The 25,345-nt window shown below is 45.9% G+C and carries 23 protein-coding genes; 12 read left to right on the top strand and 11 right to left on the bottom strand.

From position 1 onward, the window contains the following. Positions 1 to 2: 2 nt before the first annotated feature. Positions 3 to 3,476 (bottom strand): TonB-dependent receptor, encoded by a 3,474-nt coding sequence (locus tag FN124_RS07155; protein WP_142684049.1) that lies wholly within the window; start codon positions 3,474 to 3,476, stop codon positions 3 to 5. A gap of 152 nt (positions 3,477 to 3,628) precedes the next feature. On the opposite strand from FN124_RS07155, the gene FN124_RS07160 reads away from it, so the two are divergent. Together FN124_RS07160 and FN124_RS07165 are read left to right on the top strand one after the other, a co-directional pair. Next, positions 3,629 to 4,144 (top strand): RNA polymerase sigma factor, encoded by a 516-nt coding sequence (locus tag FN124_RS07160; RefSeq protein WP_142684050.1) that lies wholly within the window; start codon positions 3,629 to 3,631, stop codon positions 4,142 to 4,144. An 11-nt stretch (positions 4,145 to 4,155) separates the two neighbouring features. Then, the gene (locus tag FN124_RS07165) at positions 4,156 to 5,283 is read left to right on the top strand and encodes a FecR family protein (RefSeq protein WP_142684051.1); all 1,128 of its coding nucleotides are present in this window, start codon (positions 4,156 to 4,158) and stop codon (positions 5,281 to 5,283) included. 12 nt (positions 5,284 to 5,295) lie between these two features. On the opposite strand, the gene FN124_RS07170 is transcribed toward FN124_RS07165, so the two are convergent. The 3 genes from FN124_RS07170 to FN124_RS07180 are packed head-to-tail and all read right to left on the bottom strand — an operon-like array spanning position 5,296 to position 7,517. After that, positions 5,296 to 6,552 carry a replication-associated recombination protein A gene (locus FN124_RS07170; RefSeq protein ID WP_142684052.1) on the bottom strand — a complete coding sequence of 419 codons (1,257 nt, stop codon included), beginning with the start codon at positions 6,550 to 6,552 and terminating at the stop codon, positions 5,296 to 5,298. Positions 6,553 to 6,567: 15 nt separating this feature from the next. Continuing rightward, complete coding sequence (locus tag FN124_RS07175; RefSeq protein ID WP_142684053.1) at positions 6,568 to 6,999, bottom strand: group III truncated hemoglobin; 432 nt, start codon at positions 6,997 to 6,999, stop codon at positions 6,568 to 6,570. A gap of 11 nt (positions 7,000 to 7,010) precedes the next feature. Beyond that, positions 7,011 to 7,517, bottom strand: a complete 507-nt coding sequence (locus tag FN124_RS07180; protein WP_142684054.1) for a hypothetical protein — start codon at positions 7,515 to 7,517, stop codon at positions 7,011 to 7,013. Positions 7,518 to 7,675: 158 nt separating this feature from the next. Between FN124_RS07180 and FN124_RS07185 the strand changes: the two genes are divergently transcribed. Then, a complete protein-coding gene (locus FN124_RS07185; RefSeq protein ID WP_142684055.1) occupies positions 7,676 to 9,736 on the top strand; it encodes a M13 family metallopeptidase in 2,061 nt (686 codons plus the stop codon). A gap of 115 nt (positions 9,737 to 9,851) precedes the next feature. Then, positions 9,852 to 10,127 carry a YHS domain-containing protein gene (locus FN124_RS07190; protein ID WP_142684056.1) on the top strand — a complete coding sequence of 92 codons (276 nt, stop codon included), beginning with the start codon at positions 9,852 to 9,854 and terminating at the stop codon, positions 10,125 to 10,127. Between the two features lie 67 nt (positions 10,128 to 10,194). Here the strand turns inward: FN124_RS07190 and FN124_RS07195 are convergent, their stop codons facing one another. From FN124_RS07195 to FN124_RS07210, 4 genes are all read right to left on the bottom strand, one after another. Continuing rightward, complete coding sequence (locus FN124_RS07195; protein WP_142684057.1) at positions 10,195 to 11,619, bottom strand: beta-helix domain-containing protein; 1,425 nt, start codon at positions 11,617 to 11,619, stop codon at positions 10,195 to 10,197. Positions 11,620 to 11,686: 67 nt separating this feature from the next. Continuing rightward, positions 11,687 to 14,479: a TonB-dependent receptor gene (locus tag FN124_RS07200; RefSeq protein WP_142684058.1), complete on the bottom strand. Its 2,793-nt coding sequence runs from the start codon at positions 14,477 to 14,479 to the stop codon at positions 11,687 to 11,689. Between the two features lie 192 nt (positions 14,480 to 14,671). Beyond that, positions 14,672 to 15,073, bottom strand: a complete 402-nt coding sequence (locus tag FN124_RS07205) for a hypothetical protein (protein WP_142684059.1) — start codon at positions 15,071 to 15,073, stop codon at positions 14,672 to 14,674. 176 nt (positions 15,074 to 15,249) lie between these two features. Beyond that, on the bottom strand, positions 15,250 to 16,077 hold the full coding sequence (locus tag FN124_RS07210; RefSeq protein WP_142684060.1) for a UDP-2,3-diacylglucosamine diphosphatase: 828 nt from the start codon (positions 16,075 to 16,077) through the stop codon (positions 15,250 to 15,252). 181 nt (positions 16,078 to 16,258) lie between these two features. Here FN124_RS07210 and FN124_RS07215 point away from each other — a divergent pair, with 181 nt between their 5' ends. The 8 genes from FN124_RS07215 to FN124_RS07250 all read left to right on the top strand — a co-directional run bounded on the left by FN124_RS07215 (position 16,259) and on the right by FN124_RS07250 (position 23,230). Then, the gene (locus FN124_RS07215; protein WP_142684061.1) at positions 16,259 to 16,909 is read left to right on the top strand and encodes a DUF47 domain-containing protein; all 651 of its coding nucleotides are present in this window, start codon (positions 16,259 to 16,261) and stop codon (positions 16,907 to 16,909) included. A 42-nt stretch (positions 16,910 to 16,951) separates the two neighbouring features. Further along, positions 16,952 to 17,956 carry an inorganic phosphate transporter gene (locus FN124_RS07220; protein WP_142684062.1) on the top strand — a complete coding sequence of 335 codons (1,005 nt, stop codon included), beginning with the start codon at positions 16,952 to 16,954 and terminating at the stop codon, positions 17,954 to 17,956. A 158-nt stretch (positions 17,957 to 18,114) separates the two neighbouring features. Continuing rightward, complete coding sequence (rfbA, locus tag FN124_RS07225) at positions 18,115 to 18,987, top strand: glucose-1-phosphate thymidylyltransferase RfbA (protein ID WP_142684063.1); 873 nt, start codon at positions 18,115 to 18,117, stop codon at positions 18,985 to 18,987. A gap of 30 nt (positions 18,988 to 19,017) precedes the next feature. Continuing rightward, the gene (gene galE / locus FN124_RS07230) at positions 19,018 to 20,046 is read left to right on the top strand and encodes a UDP-glucose 4-epimerase GalE (protein WP_142684064.1); all 1,029 of its coding nucleotides are present in this window, start codon (positions 19,018 to 19,020) and stop codon (positions 20,044 to 20,046) included. A gap of 52 nt (positions 20,047 to 20,098) precedes the next feature. Next, positions 20,099 to 21,064, top strand: a complete 966-nt coding sequence (locus FN124_RS07235) for a transketolase family protein (RefSeq protein ID WP_142684065.1) — start codon at positions 20,099 to 20,101, stop codon at positions 21,062 to 21,064. Between the two features lie 289 nt (positions 21,065 to 21,353). Further along, on the top strand, positions 21,354 to 21,905 hold the full coding sequence (locus tag FN124_RS07240) for an RNA polymerase sigma factor (protein ID WP_142684066.1): 552 nt from the start codon (positions 21,354 to 21,356) through the stop codon (positions 21,903 to 21,905). Positions 21,906 to 22,013: 108 nt separating this feature from the next. Continuing rightward, positions 22,014 to 22,745: a hypothetical protein gene (locus tag FN124_RS07245; protein WP_142684067.1), complete on the top strand. Its 732-nt coding sequence runs from the start codon at positions 22,014 to 22,016 to the stop codon at positions 22,743 to 22,745. Continuing rightward, positions 22,742 to 23,230 (top strand): hypothetical protein, encoded by a 489-nt coding sequence (locus FN124_RS07250; RefSeq protein WP_142684068.1) that lies wholly within the window; start codon positions 22,742 to 22,744, stop codon positions 23,228 to 23,230. The genes FN124_RS07245 and FN124_RS07250 overlap by 4 nt, the downstream gene beginning before the upstream one ends. Before the next feature lie 42 nt (positions 23,231 to 23,272). Here FN124_RS07250 and FN124_RS07255 read toward each other — a convergent pair whose 3' ends face one another. The 3 genes from FN124_RS07255 to FN124_RS07265 are packed head-to-tail and all read right to left on the bottom strand — an operon-like array spanning position 23,273 to position 25,339. Further along, positions 23,273 to 23,620 carry a nuclear transport factor 2 family protein gene (locus FN124_RS07255; protein ID WP_142684069.1) on the bottom strand — a complete coding sequence of 116 codons (348 nt, stop codon included), beginning with the start codon at positions 23,618 to 23,620 and terminating at the stop codon, positions 23,273 to 23,275. Between the two features lie 40 nt (positions 23,621 to 23,660). After that, a complete protein-coding gene (locus FN124_RS07260; protein ID WP_185937121.1) occupies positions 23,661 to 24,554 on the bottom strand; it encodes a helix-turn-helix domain-containing protein in 894 nt (297 codons plus the stop codon). 35 nt (positions 24,555 to 24,589) lie between these two features. After that, positions 24,590 to 25,339 carry an MBL fold metallo-hydrolase gene (locus FN124_RS07265; RefSeq protein ID WP_260607356.1) on the bottom strand — a complete coding sequence of 250 codons (750 nt, stop codon included), beginning with the start codon at positions 25,337 to 25,339 and terminating at the stop codon, positions 24,590 to 24,592. Positions 25,340 to 25,345 lie beyond the last annotated feature (6 nt).

Raw genomic sequence — 25,345 nt, forward strand, 5'->3', positions numbered from 1 at the left:
ATTTAGAATTGAGCTTTTAAACCAAATGAATACACCCTGGAACGTGGATAGGAGGCATAATCCAACGATGGCATCAGGTCTCCGAATCCGCCCTGACGGGTATTTACCTCCGGATCATAACCAGAGTATTTTGTACCTACCCAAAGATTCTTCCCGCTTACAAAAAGCGTTACATTGGCTATCTGCCGCGCCTTGAAGTGATAGGATAATGTTACATCGCTGAGGCGGATAAAGCTGCCGTCTTCAATCCAGTCCGACAACATCAGCAATTCTTCCGGGCTGCCGGGCATACGGTAGCTGTTATTGGGGTTTCCCTTTTCCACCAACGCGCCTGAAGTCATATCATATAACGAAGGTCTCCACGCATTTACTGATCCTTTCGACATATTATTGGTGCTCCTTCCTGCTTCCATTGCCACTCTGTTGGCATTATACAGCTTATTGCCATAACTGTACTGCACTACTACATTCAGGTTAAACGCCTTATAGCGGATAGAGTTGGTAAGCCCCCCGGTAAAAGAAGGTTGCCCTTTTCCAAGTACTACCCGGTCGGATGTATTGATGATCCCATCGCCGTTCTGATCAATAAACTTCCTGGTGCCCGGCCGTATTTTAGTGATGGCCTGGCCATTGATCACTGTAAGCCCGGAGGCATCTATTTCAGCCTGCGACTGAAAAATACCATTGGTTTGGTATCCGAACCATTGCCCGATAGGCTGCCCGTTCCGGATAATAGCGGTAGTGCCTATCCCTGAAACCACGCCGGGATCAAGCCCCAGGTCAGGCCCTATTTCCAGGGCCTTTGAGCGGTTAAAGCCGATGTTGGCATCCAGGTTCCAGCCGAATTGCGCGCGGGTGACCAGCGGAGAGCTGATATTGAATTCCAGCCCGCTGTTCTGGATGGACCCGAGATTATTCCATGCGCTCCTGTAACCGCTGTAACCGGGAGTTATTTGTTCTATCAGCAGATCCTTTGTGCGTTTCAGGTACCAGTCTGCCGTAATATTTACCTTATCATTCCATAACCCAAGGTCTATACCTGCATCTACCTGCGTGGTGGTTTCCCATTTCAGGGAGGGATTTTCCGGTCTTTCCACCACCACTCCGAAATCCGGCACATAGCCATCCATCGGGGAAAAGTAAGTGGTGATAGTAGATAAGGTGAGGTAAGACGGGATGGCGGTATTGCCGCTTTGCCCCAGGCTGGCGCGGAACTTCAGGTTACTGATGGCATGTACTTGTTTCAGGAATTTTTCCTCACTGGCTCTCCAGGCTATGGCGGCGGAAGGAAAGTAGCCCCATTTGTTATCTTTGCTGAAACGGGAGGAGCCATCGGCTCTCATGGTGAGTGTGGCCATATATTTCTGTCTGTAATTATATTCCGCACGCCCCAGAAAAGAGGCCATGGTCCATTTGGTGATGTTATAGGTAGGTATTACAGGTACCGTACCGTTTCCCAGGCCGTAAGGGCCCAGTAATTCAATATCGTAATGTTGGTTTTCTGCAGTAACAAGGCTCGTTTTATTCTGTTCAATGATGGCGCCGCCCATCACATTAATACTATGGTCCCTGCCTATATTGCCTTTATAATACAGCAGGTTTTCATTCATGAGTTTATCGGTAGCACCTCTTGCCAGTACGGCACGCCCATCATACTTCGCGCCGGAAGAGGTATTTTTGGGATAATAGGCGTCTGTATTGGTATTTACCGCGGAGTAGTTACCCGTGGTGCGGAAGGTAAAGTGTTTATTGATATTCCAGTCCAGTGCCAAACGGGTTACCCATTCAGCATTAGATCTTTTGTTGGTAACATTCTTTGCCAGCGAATAGGGGTTGGTGCTGATGTAGCCTTCCACGCCTTCATTATCTTCAATATCTGAAAATGACAATGGCTTTACCGGCTGCTGGCTGAACATGCTGGTGATAACCGCGTTTGAGGTGATGCCGCCATTCTGCGAGCCTGAGATGAAGCCGTTGATGGTGGTACGGCTGCCGGAAATGTTACTGGTGAGGGTTACTGCCGGCGATAACTTCTGCTGGAAATTAAATCGCCCGTTAAAGCGCTCATAGCCGCTAAAAACGATTAAACCTCCCTGGTTAAGGTAACCTCCCATAAAAGAAAATTTCGTGTCTTTTGAGCCCCCGGAAGCGCTGATACGGTATTCCTGTACTGCGCTGTTCTGGAACATGGCCTTTTGCCAATCTGTATTTACAGAGTCTGGATTGTTGTAGTTGTACCAGTCGTGATACGTTTGATCAGTAGCTACTCCCCAGAACCCGGCAGGACTGCCTAACGGGGCATCCCGGAAATAAGTATAGCCGGTAAGCTCTGTAGCCGGTTTATTGGGATCTGCAGCATCTGCCGGTGTATAGGTATAGGCAGTAGCCAGGTAGCGGGCGTGTGCATACTCAGATGCGTCCATTACCCCCACGAGGCGACCGGGCGTCTGGAAGCCTGTATTGGTATACAGCTCCACTACTGTTTTCCCTGCCCTCCCGGTTTTGGTGGTGATCATAATCACCCCGTTGGCGCCCCTGGCGCCGTAAATAGCCGTACCGGAGGCATCTTTCAGGATCTCTATGGACTCAATATCACCCGGGTTGATATCATTGGCATTTTCCTGCATCACGCCATCTATCACATATAGTGGCGTGCTTCCGCCGCTGATAGAGCTTGCACCGCGGATGCGGATGGTGCTTTCGGACCCTGGTGTGCCGTCGTTCTGCGTGATCTGTACCCCTGCCGCTTTACCTTTCATGGCATCCGCCAGGGAAAACAATGTCCGCTCCGACATCGCTTCTTTTGAAATAGAAGATACCGATGCGGTCACATCTTTCTTCTTCACTGTTCCATACCCTATTACCAGTACATCGTTCAGTGTAGATCCTTCGCCCATCAGGCTTACATTGATCTGCGAACGGTTCCTTACAGCCACTTCCCGGCTCTGAAACCCAACATAGGATACCACCAGCACACCCGTTCCGTGCGTAACGTCCGGGATACTAAACTCCCCCTTTTCGTTGGTTACCCCGCCTTTGTCGGTGCCCTTCAGTTTCACGGAAGCGCCAGGCAGCAACTCGCCCTTCTGGTCCGTTATCCTCCCGGAAATATGTGTTACCGTATCTGCTGATGCTGCAACAATGCGGGTGGAGTCCGGAACGGGAATGTCCTTTTTCTTAATGTAAATCACCCTGTCCCGGTACTGCCAGGTAAAACTATTACCCAGGGCTGCTTTAAGCACTTCCTGGAGGGCTGCATCTTTCAGGTTCAGCGATACCTTTTGCTGGTCGTTGATCTGCTGGTTACTGTAAAAAAGGTCATACCCTGTTTTTGCAGTGATCTGATTAAAAATTTCTTTTAATGATACGTTCCTGACATTCAATGAAATCTTATCTGCCGGTAACTGGCCACTGGCCGCGATAATAGAAAAACATGACAATAGAAGAATAAGAGCACCTCGTACATAGTGTGGCATGCGTTATCAATTTTTCAAGTACGTGAAATTTGAACTATAGACAACTTTTTCCTGTAACGGGTGACAAATTTTTTGTGCTGTTTTGAATATTTTTTTTGTTTAGGTTTGTAAGATAAATTCCAACCTGTTTCACGTTAGATTGCTGCTACAAAATGCCAGAACAAGATCAGAACGCATTTGGTGAAATATTTTCCATTCATTACAGAAGAATGGTAATGGAGGCATTTTACCTGCTGAGAGATGAACAGCAGGCCAAAGATGTGGTACAGGAAATATTTATAGACCTGTGGCATAAGCAAACCCTGGAGGATATCACTTCCATAAAAGCATATCTGACGCAAAGCGTCCGTAACCGTTGCCTTAATTTAAAAAAATCAGAGAAGTCGCGGGAACAAAAGGAACTTGGGTACCGGTATGCCTTACAGGCAGATACGGCTGTAATAAAAGTACAGGGAGATGAAGACCTGGCTGTGCAATATCAGCAAAGGGCTGATCATTTATTGGAAGCTATCGGGAAACTGCCACCTAAAACTGCCAGGATCTTCCAGTTGTATTATATAGAAAAAAAGAGCCGCACTGATGTAGCCGCAGAATTAGGTGTAAGCATTAATACTGTTAAAACGGTATTATCGCGCGCACTGCAATTTTTAAGAAAGAAAATGCTTTGATCTCAAAATATATGGACCATACTGCAGAAGAAATAAAGAGCCTGATGATAGATAAACTGGACAATCATATTGATCCGGAAGACGAGCTGCTGTTGCAGCGCCTGATTTCGGAACAGGAAGATGTGCAGCTGATGTGGGAGGAAATGCAGCAACTCTTCTCCGTTGGTAAAGGAAAGGAATTGATGGAAAAACTGGATACCGGCGAAGAATGGGAAAACCTTAACAGGGAGCTGAAAAAAGCAGGAAGGAAAAGGATCATCAGGTATACAGGCATTGCTGCCGGTATTGCTGCCGCAGTAATAGCGGCAGTAGTGTACCTCCGTTTGCCCCAGGCGGCCGCTCCGGGAAAAACCATGGCTACTACCCCTGCCAAAGCTATTCTTCTGAAGATAGATAACGGAAAAGAAATTGATCTCAGCGCCGGTGGCAATGAAGCCATTGTGGCCGGAGATGCCCACCTTCATAACAATGGTAAAACATTGACACTGCAGGGCGGCGCCAGCAACCAATGGAGCACCATCAGTGTTCCTCCGGGGATGGATTACCAGGTTAAGTTGTCAGACAGTTCCATTCTTTGGCTGAACGCTGCTACCACCGCACATTTCCCTGTAAACTTCAGCGGTAAGATCCGTGAAATAGATATCAGGGGAGAAGCCTACCTGCAGGTAGCCAAAGACGCTTCAAGACCATTTATCGTGCATTTGCCCGGCGGCGCAGCCATAGAGGTATTGGGCACTTCCTTCAACATCAACTCCTATGATCCGGCTATAGTAAAAGTGGCCCTGGTGGAAGGAAACGTAAACATGCACACCTCAGCTCAAACAATAAGCTTGAAACCAGGATACCAGGCCAGTTTGTCCGGCAACTCACCTGTAAAGGTTGCTCCCTTCGATCAGCGGCAGGTGCTCTCCTGGATGAAAGGCCAATACATATTCTCCAATACACCTGTTCATGAAATTGCACTCACCCTTCAGCGCTGGTATGATGTTGAAATAGTAATGGACAACCCCGCAGTAGGAGAAAAATGTTTTACCGGCGTTATTAACAAACAAAAGAAACTGCAGGACTTCCTTGAGAGCCTCGCTTCAACAGCCGAGGTTAGTTATTACTTCAAAGGGAGTGTGCTGCATTTCAAATAAACCAGGTACTCTTTAATAATTATACTTCTCTTTCCACAAATTTTTCAGGTAATTCCTCAGCTCATTTTCACGGGCATTATTTCCCGGTTCATAGAACTTTGTGCCCTTAATAGCATCCGGCAAAAATTCCTGTAACACAAAATTATTTTCATAATCATGCGCATAAGCATAACCTTTGCCGTAGTTCATTTCCTTCATTAATTTCGTAGGGGCGTTCCTGATATGCAACGGCACCGGCAGGTCGCCGGTTTTAGCCACCACTGCCTGCGCGGCGCTGATAGCTGTCACTGCTGCATTGCTTTTGGCAGAAGCAGCCAGGTAGGTAACGCATTGCGACAGGATGATCTTTGATTCCGGGAAGCCGATGAGGTTTACCGCCTGGAAGCAGCTGGTGGCCAGTAACAACGCATTGGGATTGGCGTTGCCAATATCTTCTGAAGCCAGGATCACCAAACGGCGTGCAATGAATTTCACATCTTCCCCGCCATCAATCATCCTGGCGAGGTAGTACAACGCTGCATTCGGATCACTTCCCCGGATGGATTTAATAAAAGCTGAAATAATATCGTAATGCTGTTCCCCTGCCTTATCATATATGGCTACCCGTTGCTGTGCAATATCCATTACTTTCTGATCCGTGATCACCAGGGGATCTTCCCGTAGAGTGGTTACCACCAGTTCAAAAAGATTAAGCAGTTTACGGGCATCTCCGCCGGAAATATTAAACAGCGCACTGGTTTCCTTTATTTCCACATGTTTACTGCGCAACCATTCATCCCGCTCCATTGCCTGTTGCAGTAACTGCATCAGCTGGTCGTTGCCAAGCGGTTTCAATACATACACCTGGCTGCGGGATAATACCGCCGCATTTACTTCAAAGGAGGGGTTTTCCGTAGTAGCGCCTATCAGGGTAATAATCCCTTTCTCTACTGCGCCCAGCAATGCGTCCTGCTGAGATTTATTAAACCGGTGGATCTCGTCGATGAATAATACTGCGTGTTGCTGCCGCCGGGCCATCTCTATTACCTCCCTTACTTCCTTTACACCGGCCGATATGGCGCTGAGCGTATAAAAAGGCACCTGTAAGGTATGGGCAATGATGTTGGCGATCGTAGTTTTTCCGACTCCCGGGGGACCCCACAGGATCATGGAAGGGATCATTCCCTGCTCTATTGCTTTTCTTAAAATACTGTCTTTGCCGGTAAGATGTTCCTGCCCCACCAGTTCATCCAACGTTACCGGCCTTAACCGCTCCGCTAATGGTTGCATACTACACTTGTTGGTTTATTGTTTATTGCCCGGGTTAACGAGCGGAATTTGATTATCGGTACCCGGGCGATTTACCTGGTCCATTTTAAACAGCATGATGCCCTTGATGGACCTGGCCCGGGTTACCGCCAGTGAAGCTTTTTCACCTGTAAAATTTTCCGTCACAGTAGCTTCGAACAGCTGCAGCCAGCGGTCGAAATAGGCTGGCTCCAACGGGATCAGCCTGTTCAGTTTAAAATGAGGGTCCATTACATTGCCCTTGTAATTACCTCCATCCAGCAGCAGTCCTTCCCAGAAATTATACATAGTGGGAAGGTGACGTGTCCAATCAACCTTCGCTATATCATTAAAAATAAAGCCAATCAGGCCATCTTCCTTTACTTTATCATAAAAGCTGTTCACCAGTAATACAATATCGTCCCTGTTGGATATGTCCCTCTTTTCCATAATCGCTGTTTTTATTCTTCATCGTCCCTTTGTCTGCCGCCATGCAACTGAAGCCACTGGCGGAGATAGCGGAACGACAGCACAATATTCAGCACAAATAAACTTCCCATCACCAGCAGGAAAACGCCGATAGGCCCTACCATGGTTTGTTTAATTGTTTCTTGTTGATCCGCTGGTAAATTCCCGATCTCTGCTTTCATCTGCTCAGGGGAAACCAGTAAAATAGTAAGCCCCGATAAAATGATCAGGATAGAAAATACCAGGCCTATTGTACCCATAAATCTCATGCCACCCGGCGTACTTTCTTTCAGCGGTATTTCCGGCAACAGCAGGCTCCGCTGAAGATATAACGATAAAACGCTATGGATAAAACAGGCGCCCATCGATAATAGGGAAATAATACTTCCAAAGTTCGTTCCCAGGAAAAGTATGCTGGATAAGAGCATGAACGTGAAAATGCCGGATATCATTAATGCTGCTGCCGTAGTAACCCTGTACAATTTAAACCTGAAATCCATTTATATGTTAATTTACGTAACACAAACCTACCTAATTATTCAGAGATTCCGGGATTTGATCAGCAACTGCCATCATGGCCGGGATTGCCGTTCATAAAATTCCTTTCATGCAACCTGACCCGTTTTCCATAACTTAGGCTACTAAACCTGTTTTAAATATGAACAAATCCAATGCGGTAAAACTACCGTTGCTGGCTGCCATGGTTACATTTGCAGCCTGCAATTCCAACAGTTCCTCGCAGCAGGCGGAAACGGCCGACACCACGAAGGTGCCCGCTTTCAACCTGGCTGATATCGACTCTTCCTACAAAGCCTGTGATGATTTTGACAATTATGTAAACGGAAGCTGGAAAAAGAACAACCCTATTCCTTCTACAGAAAGCCGCTGGGGCGCATTTAACGTACTCGATAAAGAAAACAAGGAAGTACGCCTCAAAGGGATCATTGCCGAAATTACCAGCAAAACAGACCTGAAAAAAGGCACAGAAGAACAACAGATCGCCGACTACTACACCTCATTCCTGGATACCGCTACCATTGAGCAACGTGGTATCACCCCGCTGCAACCCTATCTGGATAAGATTGCAGGCATCAAAACACTGGCCGACTGGGCCAGCGTAACCGGTGAGCTCCAGAAGATCGGAGTATCTACCTTTACCGGTTTCGGCGCTGATGCAGATGCCAAAAACAGCAAAATGAATGTGCTTTACCAGGGACAGGGCGGCCTGAGTCTTGGTGAAAAAAGCTATTATGAAAGACAGGATTCCGCTACTAAAAATGTACGCAGCGAATTTGTTGGTCATGTCGACAAAATGTTTAAACTGGCTGGTTTCCCTGAAACCAATGCAGGTGAAACCATCCTCGGCTTTGAAACCAGGCTCGCCGCCATCCAGCTCAGTAATGTAGAGCTTCGCGACCCTGTTAAAACCTATAACAGGGCTGCTTTTTCCGAACTGAAAACACTGGCTCCTGATTTCGATTGGGACAACTTCGCCGCTAAACAGGATATCAAAACCGATACCCTCGTACTCCAGAACAAAGCTTATCTCACCAAAGCCAACGGGCTGCTGAAAGCTACTCCGCTTGAAACACTGAAAACATACACCAAATGGCAACTGCTCAGCCAGTTTGCCAGCTACCTGCCTGCCAGCTTCGATAATGAAGACTTTCACTTCTTCGGTACGGTAATGACAGGTAAAAAATCCCAGAAAACCCGGCCGGAACGTGCTATCCGTTCTACCGACGGGAAAATGGGCATGCCGCTGGGCAAACTCTTTGCCAAGAAATACTTCCCGGAAAGCAGCAAACAGAAAGTATCTGAAATGATCGAAAATGTGCGCAAAGTTTATGGAGAAAGAATCGATAAGCTCACCTGGATGGGCGATTCTACCAAACAAATGGCACACAAAAAACTCGCTTCCTTTACCTACAAAATCGGCTACCCCGATAAATGGAAAGACTATTCTTCCATTAACATAGAAAAAGGAAAACTGGTGGAAAACGTAATAGCTGCCAGCTTATACGTGCACAAAGAAAATGTAGATAAGATAGGTAAACCGGTAGATAAAAGCGAATGGGGCATGACACCACAAACCGTGAACGCCTACTATAACCCGTTAAATAACGAAGTAGTATTCCCTGCCGGTATCCTGCAACCGCCTTTTTACAACCCTAACGCAGATGATGCCATTAACTATGGCGGCATCATTGCAGTTATCGGTCACGAATTTACACATGGTTTCGACGACCAGGGTTCCCAGTTCGATGCAGAGGGTAACCTGAAGAACTGGTGGACAGAAGCCGACCGCAAAAATTTCGACAAGCTCACTAAACGCTATATCGACTACTTCAACGGCCTTGAAGCATTACCTGGTTTCAAAATCAATGGTGCATTAACCATTGGTGAAAACGTAGCCGACCTCGGTGGTTTAACACTGGCCTATCATGCCCTGGTAAAATCATTTGAAGGTAAAGGTGAGCCCAAACCTATTGATGGCTTTACCTGGCAGCAACGTTTCTTCCTGGGCTGGGCACAGGTATGGCATGGCAACATCACAGATGCCGCTTTGCGCAACCAGATCCAGACAGACCCGCACTCACCTGCAAGATTCCGCATTAACGGACCGCTGCCTCACCTGGCTGAATTCCAGGCTGCATGGGGCTGCGCTCCGGGCAGTAAAATGGTATTGCCGGAAACTGAGCGTGTAGTGATCTGGTAATAATTTTAACAGTAACTTATACTGAATTACGGATTTGCTGAAAGATGAATAACCTGCCCATCTTCCAACAAATCCGTAATTCTTTTTTATCTATACCTTCGTTAAAAACTTACATATGAAATACATATTCTTTGCCTGTAGCACCCTGGTCCTGTTTGCCTGCGCACAAAAGCAGCAACCCGCAGAAAATACTACCGCTCCTGCGGCCACCGAAGCGCCTGTGACGACAGTAAACAATAAGCTCCCGGACCCCGTTTGTGAAATGCCCTACGACACCAGTTATAAAGAATGGGCTGTGTATAAAACAGATACCCTCCATTTCTGCTCCGCTACCTGTAAAAATGTGTTTGAAAAAGCGCCGGAAAAATATATGGCTAAACTTGGAAGATAATAAAATAGCCGCCCTGGGTAAAAACCCGGGCGGCCTAAGATTACAGTTTATGAAATTTAAATAAATACTACTTGTTCACAAATTTGGTCCAGCCTTTAAACCAGGTATCACCTGCAGCTGCTGCACCAACATAGGTAGTAGTTGTAAAGGCACCACCACCTAATTTTGCGCTACTGAAATCCGCACCGGCCAGCAAGGGAGAACCAGTTGCAGGAGTTGGATCAAAAGTAGTGTAACCTGTATTGGTCAGTTTTACATCGGCAATAGCAGCCAGTGTTTGATTGGCAAATGCTGCAGTACTGAACCAGGTCTGTGAATTAAACGTTGCGGTGCCAGGAGCTACTACCAGCGGGCAACCTGCAATCGTGTTATTTTTATACTCAAGTGCATTGGAAGTTGCGCTGGCTTCTGTCAGTGCACCATCCAGGAACAAGCCAACAGGCCATCCTACAAATACAGAGTTGAATATCGATATTTTACTGTTCCTTCTGATATGCGCACCTCTTTTGTAAGGAGCTGCAGTAGTAGCTGCAGTAGCATTAGCATAAGGACCAACGATGGTCATATTGCTGAAGATAGCGGAAGTCTGCGGAGTTTTGGTAGTACCATCTGCATCGTTATCAGACTCGAATCCGTTGGAAGCACCGCTTGGACCAAAATCAGCGATCGCTGCGTCACGCAGTACCAGGCCAAACTGGATCTTTCCGGAGAAACCGTTATCTGTATCGAAATCATCGTCGGTAGCACGATAAGAGATCAGGTGTTTGCAGTTCACTGTACCACCAAACCATTCAAAAGAATCATCACCTGAATAGCTTACCTGAACATAGTCAACGGTTGTACCGGAACCAACGCTGCCAAAAGTGACACCATTGATCTCATCGTTTACCGCGAAAGCAATACCAGGATATTCTATCCTTACATATTTCAATATACCTGAATTATCATCGGCCTTGGTTCCGCCATGTAAACCGTAACCGGTAGCAGTTTCATTTACACCACCTTCAACGGCCTGTAAACCGGCAACACCATCTTTAGCGCCATTGTTTGGTGCGTTACCCAGCAGGATAAGACCACCCCAGTCGCCGCTGTTAGGCGTAGCCTGGTTTGACGTAAACACGATCGGAGCAGCAGCTGTACCCTGTGCATCAATCTTACCATTCCTGGTAATGATCAGCGCACCTTTATTTGGCGACTTAGATCCTTTAATGGTAACACCTGGCTCTATTTTAATAGTTGCACCATTCAATACAAAAGTGAAATCAGTCAGCAGGTAAGTTTTACCGGTTTTCAAAACAGTGTTGGTTGTGATCTGTTTTGGCAGTGTTTCAGGCGCTTCCTTAAACTCACTGTTATTGCTGGTTCTTTCAATTGTAGCTTTCGTCATGTCTACATTCTGCGTTGGCGGCGGAGTTGTAGGATCATCGTCTTTACCACAGGATGAAGCCATGATCACAGCTAAGAACATTACAGGAAACAGAATTTTTTTCATGTCAGATGGATTGAAATTAAATGCAGTTTTTAAAATCTATTATTCCTTATTATTAATCCTCTCTTTATCAGAATTTGTAAGAGAAAGAAAGATTCACGTTAGTGCCACCTTTGGTACTTATTCTCAGAAAGTCTGATGTTTTATCATACTTGCCATTGTCGTTGTTGTCCTGGTAGAAGTTGGCCGACTGGTTCAGGATATCGCTAACAGTCAGCTTAATTTCTCCTTTACGGAAAACTTTTTGAGACACCATGAAGTCCAGTAAGGATCTTGGCGCTTCATATACATCGGGTTCGGTGTCGTTACCTACAATGAAAATTCTTCTGCCAATGCGGTTAAACAATACGTTTGCTACAGTACCGGTGCTTTCTTTTTCAAACTGTAATCCAACATTCACTACGTAGGGCGATTGGCCCTGCATAGGCCGGTCTTTCAGCACCTTATCCTTTTCAAAGGAAACTTTATTATAGATATAGGCAACATTGGAAAACACGGTAAATGAGTGCCAGAATGCAGCATTATTTGGATTGAGGAAATCAAGATTCTTCCTGAACTCCAGTTCCGCCCCGGCACTGTTGGCCTTTGGAGCGTTCAGATAGGTTAATCCTACAGAACCCGCGCCACTGTTATAGAATCTTTCAATAGGAGAATCAAAGTGCTTATAAAAACCTGCAATGGTTAATACCTCACCGGAGCGGGGATACAGCTCATAGCGCAAATCCACGTTGGTCACTTTGCTTCTTTTCAGGTTGGAGTTACCTGATTCAGTGGCCATCAGGTCAAAGTTGTAGAAGGCAAACGGTGCCTGTTCACGAAACTCTGGCCGGATAACGGTCTGGGATGCACTGAAGCGGATATTGGTTTTGGCATTCAGCAGGTAAGTAAGGTTCAAAGAGGGCAGGATGTCTGTTACTGTAGTTTTGTTATTCTGCGGTCCATTCTGATTATACTTTATTGACTGGTCAAAATTTTCCACTCTTACCCCCCATACCAGGCGCCAGTTGTCATAAATACTGTTGTCGAATTGCAGGTACCCTGCATTGAGCAAACCTTTGGCGCCATAAGCATCCGGTGTATTGGTAATTTCATCCATCCGCAATAAGCGGTCGGTAAAATTCTCAGGCGCAAATATTTTATCAGGGGTCAAACGCACCAGGTCATGTGCATAAGGATCGCTGGCGTCAAAAAGAGTATAACCCAACGCCCGTGGGGTGAAGCTGCGTTCCTTGCTCTGAACCAGGTAACCTGCTTTTATCTGTTGTTGCCGGCCTCCGATCTTTACAAACCTGCTCAGATCCAGAATACCACCGTAAATATTATCATTCAGTTTGGAATAGAAACGGCCGGAACCGGTAAGGGTAGCGGAGCCACCGGAGGATATATTGGCATAGAAATCGTCCTTGCCGGCACTGCTGTTATAACCTAAGCGGCGCAGATCCGGTATGTCCTGTTTCATATTGGTGTAACTGCCGTTCCATTTGATTTTCACTTTCGCCTTTTCCCAGAAATGCTCACCGGATAACTGTGAAGTGTAAATGCGGTTGCTGTTGAAGCCCAGCTCATAAGCGCGTACATCTGTTTCGGAAGGAATATCGTTACCATTTCTCACCGTGGTTGCCACGGTAGAATTCACACTATACAGGTTTTTAAAACTGATCTTATTCTTGCCGAACTGGTAAGATAAGTTGGCCAGCCCGCCCCACAATACGTTCTGCGTGGATTTTTTATCATTATAATTATAGATCCTTGAGCCATCGTTATCAAAGTCGGTACGATAGGTTTCAAAATTCCGGTTGTTGCGGTTATAGCTCAGCGACAATACCGCGCCAAAACGATTGCCCTCTTTTCCTTTATTGATACCTCCGGCAATCTGGAAGCTGGAATTAAGCGGCGTGTTTTTCGTATTCACCGACCAGATATCAGGGAATGATTTGGATACGGCAATTTTATCTGCGGTTGGCAGCTGATCATAACCTGTTTTGGAAGATGGAAAAACAGATGGCATTTTCCTGGTGCCATCGTCTATGCCGAGCCAATCCCTGTTGCCACCTTTATAAGTGTAAAAATCCTTCCCGGCCGACATGGTATTGAAGCCTGTACCGGCCAATACTGTCAGGAAGTTTTCGGAAGGAATATCTTTTGTATTTACCTGTACCAGGCCACCTGCAAATTCTGCGGGCAATTCAGGTACTGCTGCTTTATTAATTACAATATTTTCAACAATATTAGAAGGGAACAGGTCAAATGAAAATGTTTTCCTGTCGGGTTCTGTGCTTGACAACAGGGCGCCGTTTACAGTCGCCTGGTTATACCTGTCGGCAAGTCCGCGTACAACCAGGTATTTACCTTCCTGTAAAGACGCGCCAGATACTCTTTTTAATACTTCCCCGGTATTTCTGTCCGGTGATTTGCGGATAGCTTCTGCAGATACCACCTGCGCTACTGTATTGGTATTTTTTTGCAGGGTAAGCAGTGAATTGATGGTTTCCTGTTTCGCAGTTCCGGTGATCACCACTTCTTTCAGGCTTTTAGAACTGCGTTCTTCCATCACAATATCAAGATAGGTGGGTTTGCCGGTGCTCACTACTACTTCAGATACTGATTTTGTCTGATACCCCATAAATTTGAACTCGAGGGTATAGGTACCAGGATCTACCAGTATCTGGTACCTTCCATCCACATCTGTTACCGCGCCTTTACCTGTACCCGCTACCACCACGGTTAACCCGATAATAGCTTCACCTGTTTTTTTGTCGGTTACTTTACCGGTGATTTTAGCCGGATCAGCTGCAAAGGAGGCATTGGCAAAGGAGCAGCACAGCAATAGTGCCCAGATAAGTACAGAAGATAGTTTTTTCACAATAACTTTTTAATCAGATTTTAATACGGTTTTAAGCCCGTTTTAATATTGATGGCAAAACTATTGGCACTACATTACCGCAGTGTTAACGGGGCATTACCAGAATGTTAATTGATAAAAAGCTTTTCAGGAGATCGCTGACAGTAGTATAATATAGAAAGAAGAGATAGCCAGGGTTAACTGAGAGAAGGATTACCACATATTCTGTTGGGGCGACTGACGATTATTATTTTTAAGCATATCGAGAGAAATATCCAGTTGGTAATCACGCTCAGTTTTCCAGTCTGATGCCGGACAGGCGATCTGAAATAAATGCTGGCTTTTGTTCATGAAGGGTTTGTTGTCCTTATTGCACAACTCCAGTGAAAAATTAAAACGTTCTTCCACTTCTTCTTCAAACTCCCGCAGACTCAGGGTTTCATCGATCGGAAACTCTACCAGGACGTCCTCTTCAAAACCGGCATCTTTTAATGTATCAAAGGTATTGGCAAGCGAGTTGCGCACATACACGGCCACGTTACAAAAGAGCAAACGCTGGATCTGCATCTGCAATAGGGAGATAGTCATTAAAGGATGTAACTTCAATACTTTCATCTAGCTGTTTTTCTTGCTTATTTAAATGTGCCACTATCGTCACACTTAATTATTTCTCTGGCAAACTTAGTAGTCTACTTTTAATTTAATATTAAGCACTTGTTATGATTTTGTGAAAATAATATTTAAATATAAATATATTTAAAATATTTAAATGCAATAATAGGAAGAAAATATCAGGAGCCGGGGAAAGTAATAATACGGGTAGCATCCCAGTCGAGCCCATCATCGTCGTCTTCCGCCAGCACAGCGCCTTTCCGGGTAACAGGATGCTGGTACAGGGCCCATTGCTGATTATTATATTCAAGGGAGGTAAGACTTTCTACCCAATCTCCGGAATTCAGGTAAGTGATCGTTCTGCCTCCTGCCTGCATTTCCTTGATCAGGGGCTGGTGAATATGCCCGCAGCATACTACATCGAACTCTTTATCCGCAGCTATTTCGGCAACGGTTTGTTCAAAATCAGAGATGAATTTTACAGCCGACTTTACTCCCTGTTTTACTTTTTTGGAAAAAGACATCTTTTCCCTGCCCATACTTTCCAGGATATGGTTCACCAGCCGGTTGAGGATAATCAACAGATCATATCCTTTGCCCCCCAGCTTGGCAAGCCATTTGGAGTTTTTCATGGTCACATCATATACATCACCGTGAAAGAACCAATGCCGTTTGCCATCTACTTCCAGCACCAGCTTATTATCGATCGTAAAATTTCCCAGCTCAAAACCCGCATATTTCCGGAGCGCCTCATCATGGTTGCCGGTCAGGTAATATACTTCCGTACCCTTCCCGATCATTTTCAGGATCTTCCGGATCACTTTGGTATGCGCCTTTGGGAAATAACGCTTACTGAATTGCCAGATATCAATAATATCCCCGTTCAATACCAGTATCCGCGGGTCAATGCTATCCAGGTACTGAACCAGTTCTTTGGCGTGGCAGCCGTAAATCCCCAGATGAACATCTGAAATTACAGCGATATCTAATGGGCGTTTATCCGACATTATAGGTATGTATGTACAGGTTGTAGGCAGCCTGTTTATGAGTATAATTTTCAATACAAAGGAAAAATCGCTATATTACTTTTATATTAATCCAGTGTTAAGGAATTATTAATTCACGTTTTTTACTGGCTGGGATAGATTCTGAAAGCTATTTTTGCGGCAAATTTTAAACACAAACTGTATGGGAGGCTTCAATTCTTTTGTTAAACTATTCATGCCGAAAGACCGGGTATTTTATTCTTTGTTTGAAGACGTAGCTTCCAATCTGGTAGAGATGGCAACCGTGCTCAATGAGCTGGTGGCAACCACGGATCTGGCTGTGAGAAAGGATAAAGTACACCTGATAGAACGCCTGGAACACAAAAACGACGATTACACACACCGCATATTTGTAGAGCTCGGACAGAATTTTATCACCCCGTTTGACCGTGAAGACATTCACTACCTGGCGGCTACACTGGATGACGTAGCAGATTATATCCACGGCTCCGCCAAAAGAATGGACCTCTATAAAGTACATTACATCAACGAAAGCATCCGCAAACTGGCAGAACTGATCCACCTTGGGGTGCTGGAACTTGCAAAAGCTATCCCTGAACTGCGCAATATGCAGAATATGCGCATCATTACAGATGCCTGCGTAAAAATTAACAGCCTGGAAAACCATGCTGATGATATCTACGACATGGCCATCGCCGACCTGTTTGATACAGAGCAGAATGCGGCAGAACTGATTAAAATGCGTGAAATCTACCAGGCGCTGGAAATCGCTACCGACAAGTGCGAAGACTGCGCCAACGTAATAGAAACCATTATTATCAAGTACTCCTGATAAAGGGGATTACAGTTCTGAACGCCTAATTCTCCTGATGTCATGACCTTACTAGTAATTATTATCATACTGGCATTCATTTTTGATTATATCAATGGTTTCCATGATGCCGCCAATTCTATAGCCACTATTGTGTCGACCAAGGTACTGACTCCCTTTCAGGCAGTGCTCTGGGCCGCAGTATTCAACTTTGTGGCCTTTTTTGTGGCCAAATATTACATCGGTGAATTTAAAGTAGCAAATTCCGTAGCCAACTCCGTATTTGAGCAGTTTATTACGCTGAAGGTGATCCTTTGCGGCCTGGTAGCAGCCATCACCTGGAACCTTTTTACCTGGTGGCTGGGTATTCCCTCCAGTTCCTCCCATACTTTGATAGGTGGTTTTATTGGCGCAGCGGTTACTGCTTCCGGTGGCAATATTGATGTAATCAATTTCCACAAGGTATTGCCTACCGTGTACTTTATTGTACTGGCCCCTCTCATAGGTATGGTGGTGGCCTTTGTTATAACACTCATCATTGTCAATGTTTGCCGGAAGGCAAATCCCTACCGGGCAGAAAGCTGGTTCAAACGCCTGCAGCTGGCCTCTTCCGCGGCACTAAGCCTTGGCCACGGCAGTAACGATGCCCAGAAAGTAATGGGTATTATCTCTGCTGCAATGGTATCTGCCGGGTATATCCCCACCCTCAAGGCAATGCCCGACTGGGTGCCCCTGGCATGCTTTACCTGTATTGCGCTGGGAACCATGAGCGGCGGCTGGAAGATCGTAAAAACCATGGGCACACGTATCACCAAGGTAACCCCGCTGGAAGGCGTGGCTGCCGAAACCTCCGGTGCCGTTACCCTCTTCCTTACGGAGCATCTGGGCATTCCGGCCAGTACCACCCACGTTATCACGGGTGCTATTATGGGTGTGGGCGCTACCAAAAGGTTATCTGCCGTTCGTTGGGGTGTTACCGTATCCCTTCTGTGGGCCTGGGTTTTAACCATTCCCATCAGCGGGCTACTGGCTGCAGTCACCTATTTTATCGTAAACCTGTTCATTTAAAAAGTGGACCTGTAACATACTTAAAAGCTCTCCCGCAACCGCCGGAGAGCTTTTTTTATAAAAAAAAGACGCCAATTGAAAGAGAGCCGCTATTTTTGTGCGGTTTTTCTTCTAAACAGAAGAGACAAGTTAGTGACCATCAAAAATTGATCTTGTAAATGAAAGGAATTATCCTGGCCGGCGGCTCCGGCACCCGGCTGCACCCCATCACGTACGCTATCAGCAAACAGATAATGCCGGTATATGACAAACCAATGATCTATTACCCACTGTCTACTTTAATGCTGGCGGGCATTAAGGATATCCTGATCATCTCTACCCCCCATGACCTGCCGTCGTTTCAGCGGCTTTTCGGAGACGGGCAACAGCTGGGGCTGAACCTCAGCTATGCTGAACAACCAACCCCAAATGGCCTGGCCCAGGCTTTTGTGATAGGGGAAGAGTTTATCGGCAAAGACAGTGTAGCGCTGGTATTGGGGGATAATATCTTTTATGGCGCCGGCCTCGGCACACAACTGGCACATAACACCAACCCAGAAGGCGGAATCGTATATGCTTACCAGGTATCCGATCCTGAGAGGTATGGCGTGGTGGAATTCGACGCAGACATGAAGGTGGTATCTATCGAAGAAAAACCCACACAGCCCAAATCCAATTTCGCCGTACCCGGGCTCTATTTCTACGATAATGAAGTAGTGGAAATCGCTAAAAACCTGCAACCCAGCCCCCGCGGTGAATACGAAATCACCGACGTAAATAAAGAATATTTACGGCGCGGAAAATTAAAAGTTTCTATATTACCACGCGGAACAGCCTGGCTGGATACAGGCACCTTCGACTCACTGATGCAGGCCTCGCAGTTTGTACAGGTAATAGAACAAAGACAGGGAATAAAAGTAGCCTGCATCGAAGAAATTGCCTACCGCAAAGGGTTTATTACCACCGGTCAATTAAAGGAGCTAGCCAAACCTTTGCTGAAAAGCGGCTACGGAGCATACCTTGAAACAGTGCTCAATCAAAAAGTTTTCTGAAATATCAAATAAACGTAAATCTGAAATATCATGAAGGTTCTTGTTACGGGTGGTTGTGGCTATATAGGCGCGCATACTATTGTAGATCTGATCAATAATGGTTTTGACGTGGTATCTGTAGATAGTAATATCAGAAGCACCACCCAATTATTAGATGGTATAGAGAAAATTACCGGAAAAAAGGTACGCAATTACAAAGTAGACCTTTGTAACCTGGAAGACACCAACGCGGTATTTCATGAAAACCGGGATATCGTTGGCGTTATCCATTTTGCAGCCCTGAAAGCAGTGGGAGAATCCGTAAACGAGCCCCTGATGTACTTTCAGAATAATCTCACCTCACTGATCAATGTGTTGAAATGCGTGAAAGAATACAATATCCCCAACCTTGTATTCTCTTCCTCCTGCTCGGTTTACGGTAATACCAAAGCATTGCCGGTAGTGGAAGAAACCCCGCTCGGAGAGGCACAGTCGCCCTACGCACGCACCAAGCAGATAGGCGAACAGATCATTGAAGACTATAGCCGGGTAAATGAAACCAATTCTATCCTGCTTCGTTACTTTAACCCTGTAGGCGCACATGAGTCTGCCCTTATTGGTGAACTGCCCCTGGGAAAACCAGACAACCTGGTTCCTGTAATCACCCAAACCGCCATCGGGAAAATCCCTAAAATGACCGTATTTGGTACTGATTATGATACCCGCGACGGTTCCTGTGTACGCGACTATATCCATGTAATGGATATTGCTGCGGCTCACACCAAAGCACTCCAGTATCTCCTGGAACACCGGAATACCAGCAACTGCGAAGTGTTTAACCTGGGCACCGGCAACGGTGTTACCGTACTGGAAGCCATTAAGGCATTCGAAAAAATTTCAGGCATTAAATTAAACTACACCACCGGCCCCCGCAGAGAAGGAGATGTGATTGCCATCTACGCCAATAACAGTAAAGCAAAGGAAAAGCTGAACTGGGAACCCAAAATCGGTATTGAAGACAGTATGCGCACCGCCTGGCAATGGGAAGTGAGCCTGCGTAATAAAGTACTGAGCAACTAGGATCCTCGTTTTTTAATGTTTACATTTACGCTTCAATTTTAAAAAGACCACAATGGTAAAAGATATTCAACCACTAAATGAAAAAGAAACCCGCGGTGGGTTTGGCGAAGGCATACTGGAAGTTGGCCGTAAAAACCCGAATGTAGTTGCCCTGACAGCAGATCTGTTGGGCTCCATGAAACTCAACGCATTTATTAAAGAATTTCCTGACCGCTTTGTACAGGTAGGGATCGCAGAAGCCAATATGATCGGCATCGCTGCAGGATTAACTATCGGCGGTAAAATACCATACACCACCACCTTCGCTAACTTCTCTACAGGAAGAGTGTACGACCAGATCCGTCAGTCTGTTGCATATTCCAATAAGAACGTAAAAATATGCGCTTCCCACGCAGGTCTTACCCTGGGTGAAGATGGCGCTACCCACCAGATCCTGGAAGATATAGGCATGATGAAAATGCTTCCCGGAATGACCGTTATCGTACCCTGCGATTTCAATCAGACCAAAGCAGCTACCATTGCTATAGCCGACTACGAAGGGCCTGTATATCTCCGCTTCGGTCGCCCGAAATGGCCCAACTTTACTCCTGAAGACCAGAAATTTGAAGTGGGTAAAGCCCAGCTCCTCCACGAAGGAACCGATATTACCTTATTCGCCTGCGGCCACCTGGTCTGGATTGCCATCGAAGCCGGTAAAGTGCTGGAAGAAAAAGGCTACAGCGTGGAAATCATCAACATCCACACTATTAAACCACTGGACGAGGCTGCCGTGATCGCTTCCCTGAAGAAAACAGGTTGCGCCGTTACAGCTGAAGAACATAACGTACTCGGTGGCCTGGGCGATAGCATCGCACAGGTGGCCGCCCGCCATATACCCGTTCCCATTGAGTATGTTGGTACCAACGATACCTTTGGCGAAAGCGGTAAACCCCTGGACCTGCTGAAAAAATACGGCCTCGATGCAGACCATATCGTTGCAGCAGCGGAAAAAGCCATGCAGCGTAAGAAACAAGCCTAAGCCGATCGCCTCCGGCGATTGTCTTGGAACACTGACTACGCTGATTTTGATGATTAGTTTGATTCTATTTTTTAGCGATAATTATAATTAAGGGAGATAAAAGCGATCCGCTTGTATCTCCCTTAATCTTTTATAAAATCCAAAGAATAAAATCAAACTAATCATCAAAATCCTGGCGTCAGACAAAATCCGCGCCGGAGGTGGTTAAACCTTTTGCCATTCTCCGCGTCTCATGAACGGGTTTTTATTTATATTCAATGAACTAAAACCTGTTAGAACCATTTAACCTATGGCCGTTTCACAGGACGATAAATCACTCTTGGCATTATACCGCGCACCTGATACAAAGGAAAAAGGGTTTACCCTTATTATCCAGAAGTACCAGGAAAGGCTTTACTGGCATATCCGCAGGATGGTAATGGATCATGACGATGCCAATGATGTGCTGCAAAACGTTTTTATTAAAGTGTGGAAAAACCTGGAAAACTTCAGGGAAGATGCTCAATTGTATACCTGGCTCTATAAAATAGCCACCAATGAAAGTCTCACTTTCCTGGAACAACAGAAGCGTAAAACATCCGTTTCCCTGTCTGAAGTGGAAACCGGCTTAAGCAATAAACTCAGGGCAGACCCACAGTTTGATCCCAACAAACTGGAATGGAAACTGCAACGGGCCATCCTCAGTTTACCTGATAAACAACGGCTCGTATTTAATTTGCGCTATTACGACGAAATGCCTTACGAAGAAATGAGCAAAGTGCTGGATACCTCAGAAGGCGCGCTGAAAGCCTCTTATCATCATGCTGTTAAGAAAATCGAGGAGTTCATCCGCAACGGCTGAACATAAATTCTACAAATATTTATTTTAAGTAATCTTTAAAGAATTTTACCAAAACATTAAAATCACATTAAACTATTAATACCGTTTCCTGTCTAAAAAACAGTAAATATGAACAGTCAGACTTACATATCAGACGAATTAATGCAGATAGCTCCGGGCGTCAACTGGCCTGCAGATATACCGTTTACGGTACCTGCAGACTATTTTGAACATCTTCCCGCCGTTATCATGCAGCAAATTCAACTGGAAGACCTGCGCAATACAATGCCTGCTGTTCCCGGCCACCCGGTCACCGTTCCGGCCAGTTATTTTGAAGAACTGCCAAAAGCCATCCTGCAACGGATCCAAACGGAGGAAAAGCAGCCGGACTTTATTGCTGTAAATGAAGAACTGGAAACCCTTTCCCCCTTCCTGGCAGCAATACCCAAAGCGACACCTTTTACAGTTCCTGCCGGCTATTTTGAATCCCTTCGGGCAGAGTATCCCGGTACAGCAAACTCACTACGAACAGTACACAGGAATCGCACCGCTACATGGCTGAAATGGACCGTGGCCGCATGCCTTACCGCGTTTATCGGTGGCAGCGCCCTTCTGTTCGTCATCAATAATAACAACCATCATAACAATATAGAAAAACAGCTGGAAGCCCTGGATGACCAGGATATTGTTAATTACCTGCAAACCCACACCGATCCCTTTGATAATGATGCTTTCTTTGCAACTTCCGTGGAAACAACCCCGGTGCAAAGCCAGCTGAATGAAGCAGTTCCACTGGAAGCTATAGAAAAATACCTGCAACGGACCGATTTATCAAAGGAAGTGTTACCTGAAAAACAATGATGAAACGTTTTTATTTTATATGGATTACAATGTTTGTGCTCCTCACCCAACCCGGGGTGAGCAATGCACAGCAAACCGCGTCCGAAAGTGCAGCTGAAAAAATAAAAGCCATTCAAATCCAGTACCTGTCCCAGAAACTAAACCTCACTCCCGAGGAAGCCCAGAAATTCTGGCCGGTTTACAATAACTACACCCATGAAGTAGAACAATTGATAGCAGAACGCCACCAGAAAAGAGACCTGGAAAAAACCGCTTCCGATAACGCCGATGACGCCGCCCGGAAAAATATGGATAAGGAACTGAAGTACGAAAAACGGTTGCTGGATATTAAATCTCGCTACAGTACAGAATTTCAGCGGGTGCTCCCCGGCAGGAAAGCAGGTATGGTGTTTAAAAGCGAAAGAGAGTTCCGGACTATTATGGTCAACCATCTCAATACCCAACGCATGAACCGCATGGGACAAGGCCCGAGAAGAAGACCATAGAAAGAATTACGGGAGCCCGCTCCCGCAATTCAATTCCATTACTTATTTATAATGCGCCCTTACTTCAATCACCAACCCCTTCTCATTAATCACCATCAGCTCCGCACTTAATTTATCGTTGATGCTTTTGTAATAAAGCACTATAGAGTTCACTCCCTCCAGGATATGATACAGCTCAAAATGCAGATCAGGATAGGCTTCCAGCCCCCTGTTAAAATAAGCGCGCAGCTGCTCCTTTCCCCGGATACGGCCCGTAGGATCGTTATTGATCTTTTTAATTAAGGGAGAATAAAAAATAATATCATCATCGTAATGCGACATTATTTCATCGAGGTTATGCGAGTTCCAGGCCTGCACCCAGGCTTCACCAATGTGGGTAAGACTTTCCATTGCTTTTTTTTCTCACAATATAAGCCGCCGGCGGATACTACTATTTGCTGAAAAGATCAGTTTCCATTTTACGCCATTGCAACGGTGTTACTTTAAAACAGCGGCGGAACTGCCGGTAAAAGTGGGTCACATCTTCAAACCCGGTGCTATAGGCTATTTCCGGGATCGGCTGCTCAGTAGTGCGCAGCAGGAAACCAGCCATCTGCAGCCGCTTTTCCAGCACCCAATGCATGGGAGAACTGTGATAAATATCCCGGAACCGGCGTTTCAGTGTAGCGGTGCTCATATGCCCCATTGCCGCCATCTCTTCCATTAAACGTACTTCTGCGATACCGGTGCTTAGCTTCTCCATCACGTCGGGAAGGGGGTACATAGCGGATTTGGCAAGCATTGCGCTGATTGCTTCATTACCGGAAATAAGATGAAGTGCTTCTGAAATAATCTCATGATAACCAGGCGAGGAAAGGCTTCCATTTTTAAACCGGCGCAAAAGTGACCAGGTGAAATGACGCCAATGGCCACCAGCCGGGAGCGTAGTTAATGCCCGTCCGGGAGTATTGTTTTTATTGTCCTTCTTTTTGAGCGATGCCAGGATCATCTCATCGGGGATCACCAGGTTAATGCTCCCGTATTGTTGCCGGGGAGGCAATATCTCAGAGCAGAGCAGGCTGCCGGCCGGAATTACCATCACATCACCGGCCTGCAGGTAATGTACCCGCCTGCCATCGTACATTCTTTTCTCACCCTCTATCACCAGGTTGAGCACCGTTTGCGGAATATAAAGCTCATGGGCCGCCTGTTGACGGTAAACACTGTACGATGCCCAACTCCGGCCCTGTTGTTCCCACGTTTTGATGGTATGCTGTCCTGCAAGCAACAAGCTGTCAAACGGCGTATACATCTTATTATCTCCCCCGAATCCTTTAAAATCCAAAGTGATCAAATCAAAGTAATCAGCGTAACCCTGAGTCAGACAAACTTCACAAAAGGCTCTTTGGTATCATGATAAAAGAGGAAAGTCCAGCCTTCCTGTTTACCACGCTCCAGAAATTCCTGCCGAAGCTCCATACTGCGTTTGCCGTCATAATCATATTTGGCTGCAAACCGGCTTTTCATTTGGGATATCTGCGGCGCCACATCTCCCCCGAAAAATATTTTATCCTCCCCCTCATCCACCAGGAATACCTGGTGATAAGGGCAGTGGCCACCGGTTACTTCATAATGAATATACCCGTCTATAGTACCATTACCGGTAGTGAATACAACGTTATCGCGCTGTTGTAACAGCATAATATCTTCGGAAAAATAGGATTTGCCGGAATGTTCCACAGCGTAGAGCATTTCTTCGTTGTTCACATAATAGGTAGCGCCGGGAAAATTGAGTGTACGTTCCCCTGTGATCGGATCCTTGGAAGAAACACCGCCGGAATGGTCTTTATGCAAATGGCTCATCAATACTTTGGTAATCTCTATTGGATTAATGCCATTGTCTATCAGGTGTTGATGGATCTGCAATACACCATCAGGGTTACGGAACCCCAACCCGGTGTCAAATAAAATATAATCATGGTCGGTAATTACCAGGAACGGCTGTATTTCCACCAGCAACGAACCATGCGGGCGGTCCTGCATGCTATCTGTCCCCAGCTTAAAAGGAAAAAACTTCTTGGTCCCGTCAACGGTAAATGACCCTTCTGATAATGGAATGATACGTGCCATTTTGCA

Origin of the sequence: Chitinophaga polysaccharea, assembly GCF_902150045.1 — a bacterium.
GTDB classification, from domain to species: domain Bacteria; phylum Bacteroidota; class Bacteroidia; order Chitinophagales; family Chitinophagaceae; genus Chitinophaga; species Chitinophaga polysaccharea_A.

Coding starts and splice junctions, on each gene's coding strand:
- FN124_RS07180 (WP_142684054.1), bottom strand. CDS start 7,517: ATGGATTTCAGGTTTAAATTGTACAGGGTTACTACGGCAGCAGCATTA.
- FN124_RS07175 (WP_142684053.1), bottom strand. CDS start 6,999: ATGGAAAAGAGGGACATATCCAACAGGGACGATATTGTATTACTGGTG.
- FN124_RS07240 (WP_142684066.1), top strand. CDS start 21,354: ATGGCCGTTTCACAGGACGATAAATCACTCTTGGCATTATACCGCGCA.
- FN124_RS07250 (WP_142684068.1), top strand. CDS start 22,742: ATGATGAAACGTTTTTATTTTATATGGATTACAATGTTTGTGCTCCTC.
- galE (WP_142684064.1), top strand. CDS start 19,018: ATGAAGGTTCTTGTTACGGGTGGTTGTGGCTATATAGGCGCGCATACT.
- FN124_RS07220 (WP_142684062.1), top strand. CDS start 16,952: ATGACCTTACTAGTAATTATTATCATACTGGCATTCATTTTTGATTAT.
- FN124_RS07185 (WP_142684055.1), top strand. CDS start 7,676: ATGAACAAATCCAATGCGGTAAAACTACCGTTGCTGGCTGCCATGGTT.
- rfbA (WP_142684063.1), top strand. CDS start 18,115: ATGAAAGGAATTATCCTGGCCGGCGGCTCCGGCACCCGGCTGCACCCC.
- FN124_RS07235 (WP_142684065.1), top strand. CDS start 20,099: ATGGTAAAAGATATTCAACCACTAAATGAAAAAGAAACCCGCGGTGGG.
- FN124_RS07160 (WP_142684050.1), top strand. CDS start 3,629: ATGCCAGAACAAGATCAGAACGCATTTGGTGAAATATTTTCCATTCAT.
- FN124_RS07215 (WP_142684061.1), top strand. CDS start 16,259: ATGGGAGGCTTCAATTCTTTTGTTAAACTATTCATGCCGAAAGACCGG.
- FN124_RS07170 (WP_142684052.1), bottom strand. CDS start 6,552: ATGCAACCATTAGCGGAGCGGTTAAGGCCGGTAACGTTGGATGAACTG.
- FN124_RS07205 (WP_142684059.1), bottom strand. CDS start 15,073: ATGAAAGTATTGAAGTTACATCCTTTAATGACTATCTCCCTATTGCAG.
- FN124_RS07165 (WP_142684051.1), top strand. CDS start 4,156: ATGGACCATACTGCAGAAGAAATAAAGAGCCTGATGATAGATAAACTG.
- FN124_RS07195 (WP_142684057.1), bottom strand. CDS start 11,619: ATGAAAAAAATTCTGTTTCCTGTAATGTTCTTAGCTGTGATCATGGCT.
- FN124_RS07155 (WP_142684049.1), bottom strand. CDS start 3,476: ATGCCACACTATGTACGAGGTGCTCTTATTCTTCTATTGTCATGTTTT.
- FN124_RS07265 (WP_260607356.1), bottom strand. CDS start 25,339: ATGGCACGTATCATTCCATTATCAGAAGGGTCATTTACCGTTGACGGG.
- FN124_RS07190 (WP_142684056.1), top strand. CDS start 9,852: ATGAAATACATATTCTTTGCCTGTAGCACCCTGGTCCTGTTTGCCTGC.
- FN124_RS07210 (WP_142684060.1), bottom strand. CDS start 16,077: ATGTCGGATAAACGCCCATTAGATATCGCTGTAATTTCAGATGTTCAT.
- FN124_RS07255 (WP_142684069.1), bottom strand. CDS start 23,620: ATGGAAAGTCTTACCCACATTGGTGAAGCCTGGGTGCAGGCCTGGAAC.
- FN124_RS07245 (WP_142684067.1), top strand. CDS start 22,014: ATGAACAGTCAGACTTACATATCAGACGAATTAATGCAGATAGCTCCG.